Annotated in this window: 15 protein-coding genes, 1 rRNA gene and 1 other annotated feature; all 16 genes read left to right on the forward strand. The window is 43.0% G+C overall.

The genetic code is table 11. The annotated features are described in order from the left end of the window. The first annotated feature begins 8 nt into the window (after nucleotides 1-8). Nucleotides 9-124 (forward strand): 5S ribosomal RNA (rrf, locus tag LWH95_RS18250). 243 nt (nucleotides 125-367) lie between these two features. Then, nucleotides 368-832, forward strand: coding sequence for a transcriptional regulator CtsR (gene ctsR / locus LWH95_RS18255; RefSeq protein WP_003242054.1), 465 nt, complete (start codon nucleotides 368-370; stop codon nucleotides 830-832). Nucleotides 833-845: 13 nt separating this feature from the next. Further along, nucleotides 846-1,403, forward strand: coding sequence for a protein-arginine kinase activator protein McsA (mcsA, locus tag LWH95_RS18260; protein WP_148983322.1), 558 nt, complete (start codon nucleotides 846-848; stop codon nucleotides 1,401-1,403). Continuing rightward, nucleotides 1,403-2,494 carry a protein arginine kinase gene (locus LWH95_RS18265; protein WP_232920129.1) on the forward strand — a complete coding sequence of 364 codons (1,092 nt, stop codon included), beginning with the start codon at nucleotides 1,403-1,405 and terminating at the stop codon, nucleotides 2,492-2,494. The genes mcsA and LWH95_RS18265 overlap by 1 nt, the downstream gene beginning before the upstream one ends. Then, complete coding sequence (gene clpC / locus LWH95_RS18270) at nucleotides 2,491-4,923, forward strand: ATP-dependent protease ATP-binding subunit ClpC (RefSeq protein ID WP_019257273.1); 2,433 nt, start codon at nucleotides 2,491-2,493, stop codon at nucleotides 4,921-4,923. Before LWH95_RS18265 ends, clpC begins: the two co-directional genes overlap by 4 nt. Before the next feature lie 90 nt (nucleotides 4,924-5,013). Further along, on the forward strand, nucleotides 5,014-6,390 hold the full coding sequence (radA, locus tag LWH95_RS18275) for a DNA repair protein RadA (RefSeq protein ID WP_003242044.1): 1,377 nt from the start codon (nucleotides 5,014-5,016) through the stop codon (nucleotides 6,388-6,390). Nucleotides 6,391-6,393: 3 nt separating this feature from the next. Then, nucleotides 6,394-7,476, forward strand: a complete 1,083-nt coding sequence (disA, locus tag LWH95_RS18280) for a DNA integrity scanning diadenylate cyclase DisA (RefSeq protein WP_003242042.1) — start codon at nucleotides 6,394-6,396, stop codon at nucleotides 7,474-7,476. Between the two features lie 114 nt (nucleotides 7,477-7,590). After that, the gene (locus tag LWH95_RS18285; protein ID WP_003242040.1) at nucleotides 7,591-8,691 is read left to right on the forward strand and encodes a PIN/TRAM domain-containing protein; all 1,101 of its coding nucleotides are present in this window, start codon (nucleotides 7,591-7,593) and stop codon (nucleotides 8,689-8,691) included. 14 nt (nucleotides 8,692-8,705) lie between these two features. Continuing rightward, nucleotides 8,706-9,404 (forward strand): 2-C-methyl-D-erythritol 4-phosphate cytidylyltransferase, encoded by a 699-nt coding sequence (gene ispD, locus LWH95_RS18290; RefSeq protein ID WP_003242038.1) that lies wholly within the window; start codon nucleotides 8,706-8,708, stop codon nucleotides 9,402-9,404. Beyond that, nucleotides 9,397-9,873, forward strand: a complete 477-nt coding sequence (gene ispF, locus LWH95_RS18295) for a 2-C-methyl-D-erythritol 2,4-cyclodiphosphate synthase (RefSeq protein ID WP_003225745.1) — start codon at nucleotides 9,397-9,399, stop codon at nucleotides 9,871-9,873. The genes ispD and ispF overlap by 8 nt, the downstream gene beginning before the upstream one ends. A 90-nt stretch (nucleotides 9,874-9,963) precedes the next feature. Beyond that, nucleotides 9,964-11,415 (forward strand): glutamate--tRNA ligase, encoded by a 1,452-nt coding sequence (gene gltX, locus LWH95_RS18300; protein ID WP_003242037.1) that lies wholly within the window; start codon nucleotides 9,964-9,966, stop codon nucleotides 11,413-11,415. Nucleotides 11,416-11,417: 2 nt separating this feature from the next. Continuing rightward, nucleotides 11,418-11,649 (forward strand) — a binding site (T-box leader). 70 nt (nucleotides 11,650-11,719) lie between these two features. Next, nucleotides 11,720-12,373 carry a serine O-acetyltransferase gene (cysE, locus tag LWH95_RS18305; protein WP_019257276.1) on the forward strand — a complete coding sequence of 218 codons (654 nt, stop codon included), beginning with the start codon at nucleotides 11,720-11,722 and terminating at the stop codon, nucleotides 12,371-12,373. Then, nucleotides 12,370-13,770, forward strand: coding sequence for a cysteine--tRNA ligase (gene cysS, locus LWH95_RS18310; RefSeq protein ID WP_019257277.1), 1,401 nt, complete (start codon nucleotides 12,370-12,372; stop codon nucleotides 13,768-13,770). The genes cysE and cysS overlap by 4 nt, the downstream gene beginning before the upstream one ends. Nucleotides 13,771-13,773: 3 nt before the next feature. Beyond that, complete coding sequence (locus LWH95_RS18315; protein ID WP_003242030.1) at nucleotides 13,774-14,205, forward strand: mini-ribonuclease 3; 432 nt, start codon at nucleotides 13,774-13,776, stop codon at nucleotides 14,203-14,205. Then, on the forward strand, nucleotides 14,189-14,938 hold the full coding sequence (gene rlmB / locus LWH95_RS18320; RefSeq protein WP_003242028.1) for a 23S rRNA (guanosine(2251)-2'-O)-methyltransferase RlmB: 750 nt from the start codon (nucleotides 14,189-14,191) through the stop codon (nucleotides 14,936-14,938). Before LWH95_RS18315 ends, rlmB begins: the two co-directional genes overlap by 17 nt. A gap of 6 nt (nucleotides 14,939-14,944) precedes the next feature. Continuing rightward, nucleotides 14,945-15,457: a ribosome-dependent mRNA decay endonuclease Rae1/YacP gene (gene rae1, locus LWH95_RS18325; RefSeq protein WP_003242027.1), complete on the forward strand. Its 513-nt coding sequence runs from the start codon at nucleotides 14,945-14,947 to the stop codon at nucleotides 15,455-15,457. Nucleotides 15,458-15,488: the final 31 nt, after the last annotated feature.

Here is a 15,488-nt window from a genome sequence, read left to right on the forward strand (position 1 = left end):
TCAATTTGTTTGGTGGCGATAGCGAAGAGGTCACACCCGTTCCCATACCGAACACGGAAGTTAAGCTCTTCAGCGCCGATGGTAGTCGGGGGTTTCCCCCTGTGAGAGTAGGACGCCGCCAAGCAAGTGAAAAAAGGGCAGCTCATATGAGCTGCCCTTTTTGTATTCTGGTTTATTGGTATCATAAAATTTCATTTAATTGTATAATATAATAACTTTACACTGAATTTTAAACCGACATCAGGTTTTATGGGCTGGGAAAATGGAAATAATAAAGGATAGAGCGAGAAAGTTGAAAATTCTCGAGAAACGCCTTATAGTAAGATTAAAGTCAAATATAGTCAAAGTCAGTAAAGGAGGGGGTTGAGTGGGACATAATATTTCTGACATCATTGAACAATATTTAAAACGAGTGTTAGATCAAAATGGCAAGGAAATTTTAGAGATTAAACGAAGTGAAATTGCAGATAAATTTCAATGCGTTCCTTCCCAAATAAATTATGTCATCAACACCAGATTTACAAGCGAAAGAGGATATATTGTTGAGAGCAAACGCGGGGGCGGCGGTTACATCAGAATCATTAAAATTAAAATGAACAATGAAGTTGTCCTGATCAATAATATTATTTCTCAAATTGGTATCCATTTGTCTCAAGCAGCCTCTGATGACATTATTTTAAGGCTATTAGAAGACAAGGTGATTTCAGAAAGAGAAGCAAAAATGATGGTCAGCGTGATGGACCGCTCGGTTTTACACATTGACTTGCCTGAGCGTGATGAATTAAGAGCGAGAATGATGAAGGCTATGCTGACCTCTTTAAAATTAAAATAAGCAGGTGAAAAGATTGATTTGTCAAGAGTGCCACGAGAGACCAGCCACTTTTCACTTTACAAAGGTTGTTAACGGAGAAAAAATAGAAGTTCATATTTGTGAACAATGTGCCAAAGAAAATAGTGATTCATATGGTATAAGTGCAAATCATGGTTTCTCTATTCATAATTTACTTTCGGGTTTGCTGAATATGGATTCTTCATTACAAAAAGCAGGAACTCAAATGTTCAGTCACTCGGAGCAAATATCTGCTTGTCCGAAATGCGGAATGACCTTTCAGCAATTTAGAAAAGTCGGCCGTTTTGGATGTTCTGAATGTTATAAAACATTTCATAGCAACATTACACCTATCTTACGTAAAGTGCACAGCGGAAACACTGTGCATGCTGGGAAAATTCCGAAACGTATAGGCGGCAATCTTCATGTCAGACGGCAGATTGACATGCTGAAAAAAGAATTAGAATCCTTAATCCATCAAGAAGAATTTGAAAACGCAGCTCATGTGAGAGATCAAATTCGTTCATTAGAACAATCACTCAAAAGTACAGATAGTGAGGAGGAACAGGAGTAATGTCGCTAAAGCATTTTATTCAGGACGCACTAAGCAGTTGGATGAAGCAGAAAGGACCTGAAAGTGACATTGTACTCAGCAGCCGCATACGTTTAGCAAGGAACTTTGAACATATACGGTTCCCTACGCGGTATTCCAATGAAGAAGCCTCATCCATCATACAGCAATTTGAAGATCAGTTTTCAGACCAAGATATTCCCGGAATCGGCAAATTCGTTTTGATCAGAATGAATGAGGCACAGCCTTTAGAAAAGCGTGTACTTGTTGAAAAACATCTAATCAGTCCGAATTTGACAGAGTCTCCTTTTGGCGGCTGTTTGCTTTCTGAAAATGAGGAAGTAAGCGTCATGTTAAATGAAGAGGATCATATTAGAATTCAGTGTCTTTTCCCTGGATTTCAGCTGTTAGAAGCAATGAAAGCCGCAAACCAAGTCGATGACTGGATTGAAGAAAAAGTTGATTATGCTTTCCATGAACAAAGAGGATACTTAACCAGCTGTCCTACAAATGTAGGTACGGGTCTAAGGGCTTCAGTCATGATGCATCTGCCGGCACTGGTTTTAACTAGGCAAATAAATCGAATTATACCGGCAATTAATCAATTAGGCTTAGTTGTTAGAGGAATTTATGGGGAAGGCAGCGAAGCAGTAGGGAATATCTTTCAAATTTCAAATCAGATCACGCTTGGTAAGTCAGAGCAGGATATTGTTGATGACCTTAACAGTGTTGCTGCCCAGCTGATTGAACAAGAACGATCTGCCCGAGAAGCGCTTTATCAAACCTCTAAAATTGAACTTGAGGATAAGGTGTATCGTTCTTATGGGGTCTTGTCCAATTGCCGGATGATAGAATCGAAAGAAACTGCAAAGTGCCTTTCAGATGTTCGGTTAGGCATTGATCTAGGCATTATTAAAGGACTTTCAAGCAACATACTTAACGAATTAATGATTTTGACACAGCCAGGATTTTTACAGCAGTACTCGGGAGGCGCTTTGCGTCCGAACGAAAGGGACATTCGAAGAGCGACTCTCATCAGAGAACGGCTTCACTTAGAAATGAATGGGAAAAGACAGGAGGATGAATCGATATGATGTTTGGAAGATTTACAGAACGAGCTCAAAAAGTACTGGCGCTTGCACAGGAAGAAGCACTTCGTTTAGGTCATAATAACATTGGCACTGAGCATATTTTATTAGGACTGGTACGAGAAGGAGAAGGCATTGCTGCTAAAGCTCTTCAAGCGCTTGGACTTGGTTCAGATAAAATTCAAAAAGAAGTTGAAAGTTTAATCGGACGCGGACAGGAAATGTCTCAAACGATTCATTATACTCCAAGAGCTAAAAAAGTCATTGAGCTTTCAATGGATGAGGCAAGAAAACTTGGTCATTCTTATGTTGGAACAGAACATATTCTTCTTGGTCTGATTCGCGAAGGTGAAGGTGTTGCTGCGAGAGTCCTGAATAACCTCGGTGTCAGCTTAAATAAAGCAAGACAGCAAGTGCTCCAGCTTCTTGGAAGCAATGAAACAGGATCATCAGCAGCAGGAACAAACAGCAATGCGAATACGCCTACGCTTGACAGCTTGGCAAGAGACTTAACTGCTATTGCGAAGGAAGACAGTCTTGATCCTGTCATCGGCAGAAGCAAGGAAATCCAGCGTGTAATCGAAGTGTTAAGCCGCAGAACGAAAAACAATCCTGTTCTCATTGGAGAACCAGGTGTAGGTAAAACGGCGATTGCAGAAGGTTTGGCACAGCAAATTATCAACAACGAAGTTCCCGAAATCTTGCGTGATAAACGCGTGATGACATTAGACATGGGAACAGTGGTTGCCGGCACAAAATACCGCGGAGAATTTGAGGATCGCCTGAAGAAGGTCATGGACGAAATTCGCCAGGCAGGAAATATCATTCTATTCATCGATGAACTCCATACATTAATCGGAGCGGGCGGAGCAGAAGGTGCAATTGATGCATCTAACATTTTAAAACCTTCACTTGCTCGCGGCGAGCTACAATGTATTGGGGCGACGACTCTCGATGAGTACCGTAAATATATTGAAAAAGATGCAGCGTTGGAACGCCGTTTTCAGCCGATCCAGGTTGATCAGCCGTCTGCAGATGAAAGTATTCAAATTTTAAAAGGCTTGCGTGACCGATATGAAGCTCACCACCGCGTATCAATTACAGATGATGCCATTGAAGCTGCGGTTAAGCTTTCTGACAGATATATTTCTGACCGTTTCCTTCCGGATAAAGCAATTGACTTGATCGATGAAGCGGGTTCAAAGGTGAGACTGCGCTCCTTTACAACGCCGCCTAACTTAAAAGAGCTTGAACAGAAACTTGATGAGGTTCGTAAAGAGAAGGATGCGGCAGTGCAAAGCCAAGAGTTTGAAAAAGCAGCTTCCTTGCGTGATACTGAGCAGCGCCTGCGCGAGCAAGTAGAGGATACGAAGAAATCATGGAAAGAGAAGCAAGGACAGGAAAACTCAGAGGTTACTGTTGATGATATTGCGATGGTTGTTTCCAGCTGGACTGGGGTACCTGTATCTAAAATCGCCCAAACTGAAACAGATAAGCTTCTTAATATGGAAAGCATTCTTCACTCTCGTGTCATCGGCCAGGATGAAGCAGTTGTAGCTGTTGCAAAAGCAGTCAGACGTGCAAGAGCAGGGTTAAAAGACCCTAAACGACCAATCGGCTCATTTATTTTCTTAGGCCCTACAGGTGTAGGTAAAACAGAGCTTGCGCGAGCACTTGCTGAATCCATTTTCGGCGATGAAGAAGCTATGATCAGAATTGATATGTCTGAATACATGGAAAAACACTCAACTTCAAGACTTGTCGGTTCACCTCCGGGATACGTAGGATACGATGAAGGCGGCCAATTAACAGAGAAAGTCAGAAGAAAACCTTACTCTGTCGTGCTACTTGATGAGATTGAGAAAGCGCACCCTGATGTTTTCAATATTCTTCTGCAAGTTCTTGAAGACGGACGGTTGACTGATTCTAAAGGACGTACAGTCGATTTCCGCAATACCATTTTAATTATGACGTCAAACGTCGGAGCAAGTGAGCTGAAACGCAATAAATATGTCGGCTTTAACGTTCAGGATGAGACGCAGAATCATAAAGACATGAAAGATAAAGTGATGGGTGAGCTGAAACGTGCGTTCAGACCGGAGTTCATCAACCGGATCGATGAAATCATCGTCTTCCATTCACTTGAGAAAAAACACCTGACTGAAATCGTGTCACTGATGTCTGATCAATTAACGAAACGCCTGAAAGAACAGGATCTTTCTATCGAATTGACAGATGCTGCAAAAGCGAAAGTCGCGGAAGAGGGCGTTGATCTGGAATACGGTGCCCGTCCGTTAAGAAGAGCTATCCAAAAGCATGTAGAGGACCGTTTATCCGAAGAACTCCTCAGAGGAAATATTCATAAAGGACAGCATATTGTTCTCGATGTAGAAGATGGCGAATTTGTCGTAAAAACGACTGCTAAAACGAATTAATATAGAGACGGAAATGAGGCATACAGCATGTAAGTGTATGCCTCACTTTCGTATCAAGAAATAGAACAAGGGAGAGGTCTTACACTATATATGGCTAAAACAAAATCGAAATTCATCTGCCAATCCTGCGGCTACGAGTCTCCAAAATGGATGGGGAAATGTCCGGGATGCGGTGCTTGGAATACAATGGTGGAAGAAATGATTAAAAAAGCACCGGCCAATCGGAGAGCGGCTTTTTCTCATTCTGTTCAAACCGTACAGAAACCTTCACCTATTACATCAATCGAAACATCAGAAGAACCCCGGGTTAAAACCCAGCTTGGCGAATTTAACAGAGTGCTCGGCGGGGGCGTCGTTAAAGGTTCACTCGTTCTAATCGGCGGCGATCCCGGTATCGGAAAGTCAACGTTATTACTGCAGGTTTCCGCTCAATTATCAGATTCATCGAACAGTGTGCTGTATATTTCGGGAGAAGAATCGGTCAAACAAACGAAACTGAGAGCAGACCGTCTCGGCATAAATAATCCGTCGCTGCATGTTTTATCTGAAACCGATATGGAGTATATTTCGTCTGCTATACAAGAGATGAATCCAGCGTTTGTCGTTGTTGACTCTATTCAAACGGTTTACCAAAGCGATATCACATCAGCTCCCGGCAGTGTGTCACAGGTCAGGGAATGTACGGCTGAGCTGATGAAAATTGCAAAAACAAAAGGCATTCCGATTTTTATCGTAGGGCACGTGACGAAAGAAGGGTCCATCGCAGGGCCTAGACTGCTGGAGCATATGGTTGACACTGTTTTATATTTTGAAGGAGAACGTCACCATACTTTCCGTATTTTGCGGGCTGTAAAAAACCGTTTTGGATCTACAAACGAAATGGGCATTTTCGAAATGCGCGAAGAGGGGCTCACTGAGGTTTTGAATCCTTCTGAAATTTTCTTAGAAGAACGCTCGGCGGGATCCGCAGGCTCGAGCATAACTGCTTCTATGGAAGGCACAAGACCGATTCTCGTTGAAATCCAGGCGCTCATCTCGCCAACAAGCTTTGGCAATCCGCGGCGTATGGCAACGGGAATAGACCATAACAGGGTTTCACTGTTAATGGCTGTGTTAGAAAAAAGAGTTGGGCTGCTGCTGCAAAATCAGGATGCTTATTTGAAAGTGGCCGGCGGCGTTAAGCTTGATGAACCGGCAATTGATCTTGCCATTGCGATCAGTATTGCGTCAAGCTTTAGAGACACACCTCCAAATCCTGCAGATTGTTTTATAGGAGAAGTGGGATTAACCGGAGAAGTCCGGCGGGTTTCAAGAATTGAACAGCGTGTGAAAGAAGCGGCTAAGCTTGGTTTTAAACGCATGATCATACCCGCGGCAAATCTGGATGGATGGACAAAACCAAAAGGGATTGAGGTTATCGGAGTAGCAAATGTTGCAGAGGCGCTTCGTACTTCATTAGGAGGATAATAGATGGAAAAAGAGAAAAAAGGGGCGAAACACGAGTTAGACCTGTCATCTATATTGCAGTTTGTTGCTCCGGGTACTCCGCTCAGAGCTGGAATCGAAAATGTACTGAGAGCAAATACAGGCGGTCTGATTGTTGTTGGATATAATGATAAAGTAAAAGAAGTTGTAGATGGCGGTTTCCACATTAACACTGCTTTTTCTCCGGCACATTTATATGAGCTGGCTAAAATGGATGGGGCGATCATTTTAAGTGATTCTGGTCAAAAGATCCTATACGCCAATACACAGCTGATGCCTGAAGCCACAATTTCTTCATCAGAAACAGGAATGCGGCACCGCACCGCCGAAAGAGTAGCTAAGCAGACCGGCTGCCTTGTGATCGCCATTTCTGAAAGAAGGAATGTTATAACGTTATATCAGGAAAGCATGAAGTATACACTAAAAGACATAGGATTTATTTTAACAAAAGCGAATCAAGCCATTCAAACTCTTGAAAAATATAAAACGATTCTGGACAAAACCATTAATGCATTGAATGCTTTAGAGTTTGAGGAACTTGTTACATTCAGCGACGTTCTGTCTGTGATGCACCGTTATGAAATGGTATTGAGAATCAAAAATGAAATTAACATGTATATCAGGGAACTGGGAACAGAAGGTCATTTGATTAAGCTACAAGTCATTGAACTGATTACGGATATGGAAGAAGAGGCCGCTTTATTTATTAAGGATTATGTGAAAGAAAAGATTAAAGATCCATTTGTTCTCTTGAAAGAGCTGCAGGATATGTCCAGTTATGATTTGCTGGATGATTCCATTGTTTATAAGCTTCTCGGTTATCCGGCTTCTACAAATCTTGATGATTATGTATTGCCTAGAGGATACAGGCTGTTAAATAAGATACCGCGTCTTCCGATGCCGATTGTTGAAAATGTTGTAGAAGCATTTGGAGTCCTCCCAAGGATTATTGAGGCGAGTGCAGAAGAATTAGATGAAGTAGAGGGAATCGGTGAAGTACGAGCCCAAAAAATCAAAAAAGGTTTAAAACGCCTGCAAGAGAAGCATTATTTAGACAGACAGCTGTGATTTCGGTTAAAACCTTATGAAAACGGGTATATAAATCTTGGTTTTTGTTTATTCTGATATTCGTAGGATGCATAAAACCTTGTGAAATAAAATGTTTAAAAAGGAGGTGGGGGTATGTTAAAACGAATAGTTCAGGCGTTCTTCATTATCTTTGGCGGCGTTGTTGGTATATTTTTAATACCTGAATTGTTTGTACTGTTAAGTATACAGGACATACCTTTAATAACAAACGCATATACGTCTGCGGCAATAGGTGCAATTATCTTTTTTCTCATCAGTATATGGGGTACAGATTACGTTGTGAACTGGGTGAAGTGGATAGAGGATTCATTGTTAAAAGCGCCGGTTCCAGATTTGTTATTTGGAAGTCTTGGCCTGGTTTTTGGACTTATAATCGCTTATCTTATCGTAAATGTTATTCCTTTAGACAATATACCTTACCGCATATTCAGCACAATCATCCCTGTATTTTTAGCGTTCTTCCTCGGTTATCTCGGCTTCCAGGTGGGCTTTAAGAAAAAGGATGAACTGATCAGCCTGTTTTCTATTTCTGCCAGAATGCAAAAGAAAAAAGGAACAGCCGATGAAGAACATGAGGTTCAGGACAAGAAGCTGAAAATTTTGGACACAAGTGTTATTATTGATGGGAGAATAGCAGATATTTGTCAGACTGGTTTTTTAGAGGGAATAATCGTGATACCGCAGTTTGTCCTTGAGGAATTGCAGCACATTGCTGACTCTTCAGATGTTTTAAAACGAAACAGAGGACGCCGCGGTCTTGATATCCTGAACCGCATTCAAAAAGAGTTAGACATTGAAGTTGAAATTTATGAAGGCGACTTTGAAGATATTCAGGAGGTTGACAGTAAGCTCGTTAAACTCGCTAAGCTGACATCCGGGGTCGTCGTGACGAATGATTTTAATTTAAATAAAGTATGCGAGCTTCAAAAGGTAGCAGTATTAAACATTAATGACCTTGCCAATGCGGTCAAGCCTGTTGTGCTTCCTGGCGAGGAAATGAATGTTCAGGTCATTAAGGACGGGAAAGAGCATAATCAGGGAGTTGCCTACTTGGATGACGGTACGATGATTGTCGTTGAAGAAGGACGTAATTATATCGGCAAACATATTGATGTACTCGTTACAAGTGTGCTGCAGACAGCAGCGGGACGAATGATTTTTGCTAAGCCCAAGCTGTTGGAGAAGGCGCTGTAAAGGGAGAAAAAACAATGAGTTATGATGTGGTCATTCCTGCAGCCGGACAGGGAAAACGGATGAAGGCAGGGAGAAATAAACTGTTCATTGAGCTGAAAGGAGACCCGGTGATCATTCACACGTTAAGAGTGTTTGACAGCCACCGGCCGTGCGAAAAAATCATTTTGGTGATAAATGAGCGCGAGCGGGAGCACTTTCAGAAATTGCTGACGGATTATCCGTTTCAAACCGCTATTGAGCTTGTGGCAGGCGGAGATGAGCGACAGCACAGTGTTTATAAGGGGCTGAAAGCCGTAAAACAAGAAAAGATTGTCCTTGTACATGACGGCGCCCGCCCTTTTATAAAACATGAACAAATTGACGAACTGATCGCAGAAGCGGCACAGACAGGAGCGGCCATCCTTGCTGTCCCGGTAAAAGATACGATTAAACGCGTTCAAGATTTACAAGTCAGTGAGACGATTGAACGTTCAAGCTTGTGGGCTGTCCAAACGCCACAAGCTTTTCGTCTTTCTTTATTGATGAAAGCTCACGCTGAGGCCGAGCACAAGGGATTTTTAGGGACGGATGACGCCAGCCTCGTTGAACAGATGGAAGGCGGTTCGGTCCGTGTTGTAGAAGGCAGCTATACAAATATTAAGCTGACGACGCCAGACGATTTGACGTCAGCTGAAGCTATCATGGAATCAGAAAGTGGGAGTAAACATGTTTAGAATTGGACAAGGATTTGATGTGCATCAATTAGTGGAGGGCCGTCCTCTGATCATTGGCGGAATTGAAATCCCGTATGAAAAAGGGCTGCTCGGCCATTCTGATGCAGATGTATTGCTTCATACTGTCGCTGACGCATGCCTGGGAGCTGTGGGAGAAGGCGACATCGGCAAGCATTTTCCTGACACTGATCCTGAGTTCAAGGACGCTGACTCTTTTAAATTACTTCAGCATGTCTGGGGGATCGTGAAACAGAAGGGGTATGTCCTTGGAAACATTGACTGCACCATCATTGCGCAAAAGCCGAAGATGCTGCCGTACATAGAAGATATGAGAAAAAGAATCGCTGAAGGGCTCGAGGCAGACGTTTCTCAAGTGAATGTAAAAGCAACAACGACAGAAAAGCTTGGATTTACAGGCCGAGCGGAAGGAATAGCGGCTCAGGCGACAGTACTGATACAAAAAGGCTAACTTGTTTTGATGCCGGGTCTATTTGGTGGTAGAATAGATTCATACATTTTTGCCTGAGGCCATACATGACATGAAAGGAAGTATTTGAAAATGGGAAACGAAGTACGCGTCCGTTATGCACCGAGTCCAACCGGACATTTGCATATTGGAAATGCCAGAACGGCGCTTTTTAATTATTTATTTGCCCGCAATCAAGGCGGTAAGTTTATTATTCGTGTTGAGGACACTGATAAAAAGCGCAACATTGAGGGCGGAGAACAAAGCCAGCTGAATTATCTGAAATGGCTTGGTATTGACTGGGATGAGAGTGTGGATGTCGGCGGTGAGTACGGCCCATACCGTCAGTCAGAGCGTAACGATATCTATAAAGTGTACTATGAAGAGCTTCTTGAAAAAGGGCTTGCTTATAAATGTTACTGTACGGAAGAAGAGCTTGAAAAAGAGCGTGAAGAGCAGATTGCCCGCGGAGAAATGCCGCGTTATTCCGGAAAACACAGAAATCTGACTCAAGAAGAACAGGATAAATTTATTGCTGAAGGCAGAAAGCCAAGTATTCGTTTCCGAGTGCCGGAAGGAAAAGTGATTGCCTTTAACGATATCGTAAAAGGCGAAATTTCTTTCGAATCAGATGGCATTGGCGACTTTGTTATTGTGAAAAAGGACGGAACGCCGACTTACAACTTCGCGGTAGCTATTGATGACTACTTAATGAAAATGACACACGTATTGCGCGGTGAGGATCATATTTCTAACACACCGAAACAGATTATGATTTATCAAGCATTCGGATGGGATATTCCTCAGTTCGGACACATGACGCTGATCGTAAATGAAAGCCGTAAAAAGCTCAGCAAACGCGATGAGTCCATTATTCAATTCATTGAGCAGTATAAAGAGCTTGGCTACTTGCCGGAAGCGCTGTTCAACTTTATCGGCCTGCTTGGATGGTCACCGGTTGGAGAAGAAGAGTTATTCACAAAAGAACAGTTTATTGAAATTTTTGATGTAAACCGTTTATCTAAATCACCAGCTTTGTTTGATATGCATAAGCTAAAATGGGTTAACAACCAATATGTGAAGAAGCTGGATCTTGATCAGGTTGTTGAACTGACTCTGCCGCATTTGCAAAAAGCCGGCAAAGTTGGCACTGAGCTTACTGCTGAAGAACAAGAATGGGTTCGCAAACTGATTTCCCTGTATCATGAGCAATTAAGCTACGGTGCGGAAATTGTTGAGCTGACTGATTTGTTCTTTACGGATGAGATCGAGTATAATCAAGAAGCAAAAGCTGTTCTGGAAGAGGAACAGGTCCCTGAAGTGCTCAGCACATTCGCTGCGAAGCTTGAAGAGCTTGAGGAGTTCACTCCGGATAACATCAAAGCATCGATCAAAGCAGTGCAGAAAGAAACTGGCCATAAAGGGAAAAAATTATTTATGCCGATCCGTGTTGCTGTAACAGGGCAAACTCACGGTCCGGAACTGCCGCAATCAATTGAATTGATCGGTAAAGAGACTGCAATTCAGCGTTTAAAAAACATCTAAATAGATGATTGTTGACAGGGAAGAGTATAAAGCTTTAGGCCATTACAGAAAGGATCTTCATTGGCTGAGAGAGATCCATGAGCCGGGTTTTAGAAGTGCGCCCTTAAGACCTTTGAAGAACGTTTTTTCAAAATCAGTATTCAAAGGCGGCCGCCGCCGTTACAGGCTGAAGTTGGGAGAGCAGAAGTCTGCTTTTCAAACAGAGTGGAACCGCGCGGTTAAAGCGTCTCTGTCATGTTTTCATGCAGAGGCGCTTTTTTTATTGGGTAAAGAGGAAATCAGATAGAGAAATGGGGGGAAGCATGTGTTTTTTAGAATGCTAAAAGAAGACATTGATACAGTGTTCGATCAAGATCCAGCAGCAAGAAGCTATTTTGAAGTGATTTTAACTTATTCCGGTTTACATGCTATATGGGCGCATCGGATTGCACATGCTTTATATAAACGAAAATTTTATTTCCTTGCACGCCTTATATCTCAAGTAAGCCGATTTTTTACAGGGATAGAAATCCACCCCGGCGCTACAATCGGGAGAAGATTTTTCATAGACCACGGTATGGGGGTTGTCATTGGGGAGACATGTGAAATCGGCAATAACGTAACCGTTTTTCAGGGGGTTACCCTCGGGGGAACGGGGAAAGAAAAGGGAAAAAGGCACCCAACGATTAAAGATGACGCATTGATAGCCACAGGTGCTAAAGTGCTCGGTTCAATTACCGTCGGTGAGGGCTCAAAGATTGGCGCTGGTTCAGTAGTGTTGCACGATGTTCCTGATTTTTCAACAGTTGTCGGCATCCCTGGACGGGTCGTTGTACGAAATGGCAAAAAAGTAAGACGCGATTTAAACCATCAGGATTTGCCCGATCCGGTTGCTGATCGCTTTAAGTCTTTGGAACAGCAGATTTTAGAGCTGAAGGCAGAACTTGAAGACAGAAAAGAAAGGATCAATCAAAAATGACAATCACTCTTTATAATACATTGACTAGACAGAAGGAAACATTCGTTCCTCTAGAAGAGGGGAAAGTGAAAATGTACGTGTGCGGACCGACGGTTTACAATTACATTCACATCGGGAACGCGCGTCCGGCTATCGTTTATGATACGATTCGAAACTATCTGGAGTATAAAGGCTATGATGTGCAGTATGTCTCTAACTTCACAGATGTAGACGATAAATTAATTAAAGCGGCAAATGAACTCGGTGAGGATGTACCTACCATTTCAGAGCGTTTTATTAAAGCATACTTTGAAGATGTAGGGGCGCTCGGCTGCCGAAAAGCCGACCTTCATCCGCGAGTGATGGAAAACATGGATGCGATTATCGAATTCGTAGATCAGCTCGTGAAAAAGGGTTACGCTTATGAATCAGAAGGTGACGTTTATTTCAAAACAAGAGCATTTGAAGGATACGGTAAGCTTTCTCAGCAATCAATTGATGAACTGAGATCAGGTGCACGCATCCGGGTTGGCGAGAAAAAAGAAGATGCTCTTGATTTTGCACTGTGGAAAGCGGCGAAAGAAGGAGAAATCTCTTGGGATAGCCCTTGGGGAAAAGGACGTCCGGGCTGGCACATTGAATGCTCAGCGATGGTCAAAAAGTATCTGGGTGACCAGATTGATATCCATGCGGGCGGACAGGATTTAACCTTCCCTCACCATGAAAACGAGATTGCGCAATCTGAGGCGCTGACAGGCAAAACGTTTGCAAAGTACTGGCTTCATAATGGCTATATCAATATTGATAATGAAAAAATGTCAAAATCACTGGGCAACTTTGTGCTTGTGCATGACATCATTAAACAGCATGATCCGCAGCTTTTGAGATTCTTTATGCTTTCTGTTCATTATCGTCACCCGATTAACTATTCAGAAGAGCTTCTTGAGAATACAAAAAGCGCATTTAACCGTTTGAAAACAGCGTACAGCAACCTTCAGCACCGTCTGAACAGCAGCACCAATTTAACGGAAGATGACGGTCAATGGCTGGAGAAAGTTGAAGAGCAACGCAAAGCATTTGAAGAAGCGATGGACGATGATTTTAATACGGCGAATGCCATTTCTGTCCTGTTCGACTTAGCGAAGCATGCCAATTACTACCTTCAGAAAGATCATACGGCTGATCATGTGATTAAGGCGTTTATTGAGATGTTTGACCGCATTGTGTCTGTCCTCGGGTTTTCATTGGGTGAGCAGGAACTGCTCGATCAAGAGATTGAAGACTTAATCGAAAAAAGAAATGAAGCGCGCCGGAATCGCGATTTTGCATTGTCAGATCAGATCCGCGACCAGCTGAAAAGCATGAATATCATTCTTGAAGATACAGCTCAAGGCACTCGCTGGAAACGGGGAGAATAACGGATGCTTGATTTTGAAACGATAAAAGATTCAAAGCAGCTTAACGGTCTTGCGCTTGCTTATATAGGTGATGCCATTTTTGAAGTGTATGTCAGGCATCACCTGCTTAAGCAGGGTTTTACCAAACCAAATGATCTTCATAAGAAATCAAGCCGGATCGTTTCGGCAAAGTCACAGGCTGAGATCCTATTCTTTCTGCAGGATCAATCATTTTTTACGGAAGAAGAGGAAGCGGTGCTGAAAAGAGGCAGAAATGCAAAGTCGGGAACGACACCTAAAAATACAGATGTTCAGACGTACCGCTACAGTACAGCATTTGAAGCGCTGCTGGGCTACCTTTTTCTAGAGAAAAAAGAGGAAAGACTTAGTCAGCTCGTTGCCGAAGCTATACAATTCGGGACGTCAGGGAGGAAAACAAATGAGTCAGCAACATGATTACGTCATAGGGAAAAATGCAGTGATCGAGACGTTAAAATCAGATCGTAAGCTGTATAAGCTGTGGATGGCGGAAAACACCGTAAAGGGACAAGCACAGCAGGTGATTGAGCTTGCGAAAAAGCAGGGTATCACGATTCAGTATGTCCCGAGAAAAAAACTCGATCAAATGGTGACAGGGCAGCATCAAGGCGTAGTGGCACAGGTTGCAGCGTATGAGTATGCGGAACTGGACGATTTATATAAAGCGGCCGAAGAAAGAAATGAACAGCCTTTCTTCCTCATTCTGGACGAGCTTGAAGACCCTCATAATCTCGGTTCCATTATGAGAACAGCTGATGCGGTCGGCGCCCATGGCATCGTGATTCCAAAACGGAGAGCTGTCGGGCTGACAACAACAGTGGCAAAAGCTTCAACAGGGGCAATTGAGCACATTCCTGTAGTAAGAGTCACCAATTTGGCGCGGACGTTAGAAGAAATGAAAGAGCGGGGTATCTGGGTTGTCGGAACAGATGCATCCGCGCGTGAGGATTACCGCAATATGGACGGCAACATGCCTTTGGCTTTAGTCATCGGAAGCGAAGGAAAAGGGATGGGCCGCCTTGTTAAAGAAAAGTGTGATTTTCTCATTAAACTCCCGATGGCCGGGAAGGTAACTTCACTGAATGCATCTGTTGCGGCTGGTCTTTTGATGTATGAAGTCTACCGGAAACGAAACCCTCTGGGAGAATAAAGACCCATGGATATCCTGTTAGTAGACGGATACAACATGATTGGAGCCTGGCCGCAGCTGAAGGATTTAAAAGCGAACAGTTTTGAAGAGGCGCGAGACGTACTGATTCAGAAAATGGCAGAATATCAATCGTATACAGGAAACAGGGTTATTGTTGTTTTTGACGCGCATCTCGTAAAAGGGCTTGAGAAAAAACACACCAACCACAGAGTTGAAGTGATTTTTACAAAAGAAAATGAGACGGCTGATGAGCGGATAGAAAAGCTTGCTCAGGCTTTGAATAATGTCGCGACTCAAATTCACGTTGCGACATCTGACTACACTGAGCAGTGGGCGATTTTCGGACAGGGGGCATTGCGGAAATCGGCCCGGGAGCTTTTGAGAGAGGTAGAAGCGATTGAAAGGCGAATAGAAAGACGAGTAAGAAAAATCACTTCCGAAAAGCCGGCGGGTAAAATTGCTTTATCGGAAGAGGTTTTGAAAACGTTTGAAAAGTGGAGGCGGGGAGACTTAGATTAAGTTGACGCTTTTTTGCCCAATACTGTATAAT

Origin of the sequence: Bacillus sp. G16 (assembly GCF_021282335.1) — a bacterium.
In the GTDB taxonomy this organism is placed as follows: Bacteria; Bacillota; Bacilli; order Bacillales; family Bacillaceae; genus Bacillus; species Bacillus inaquosorum.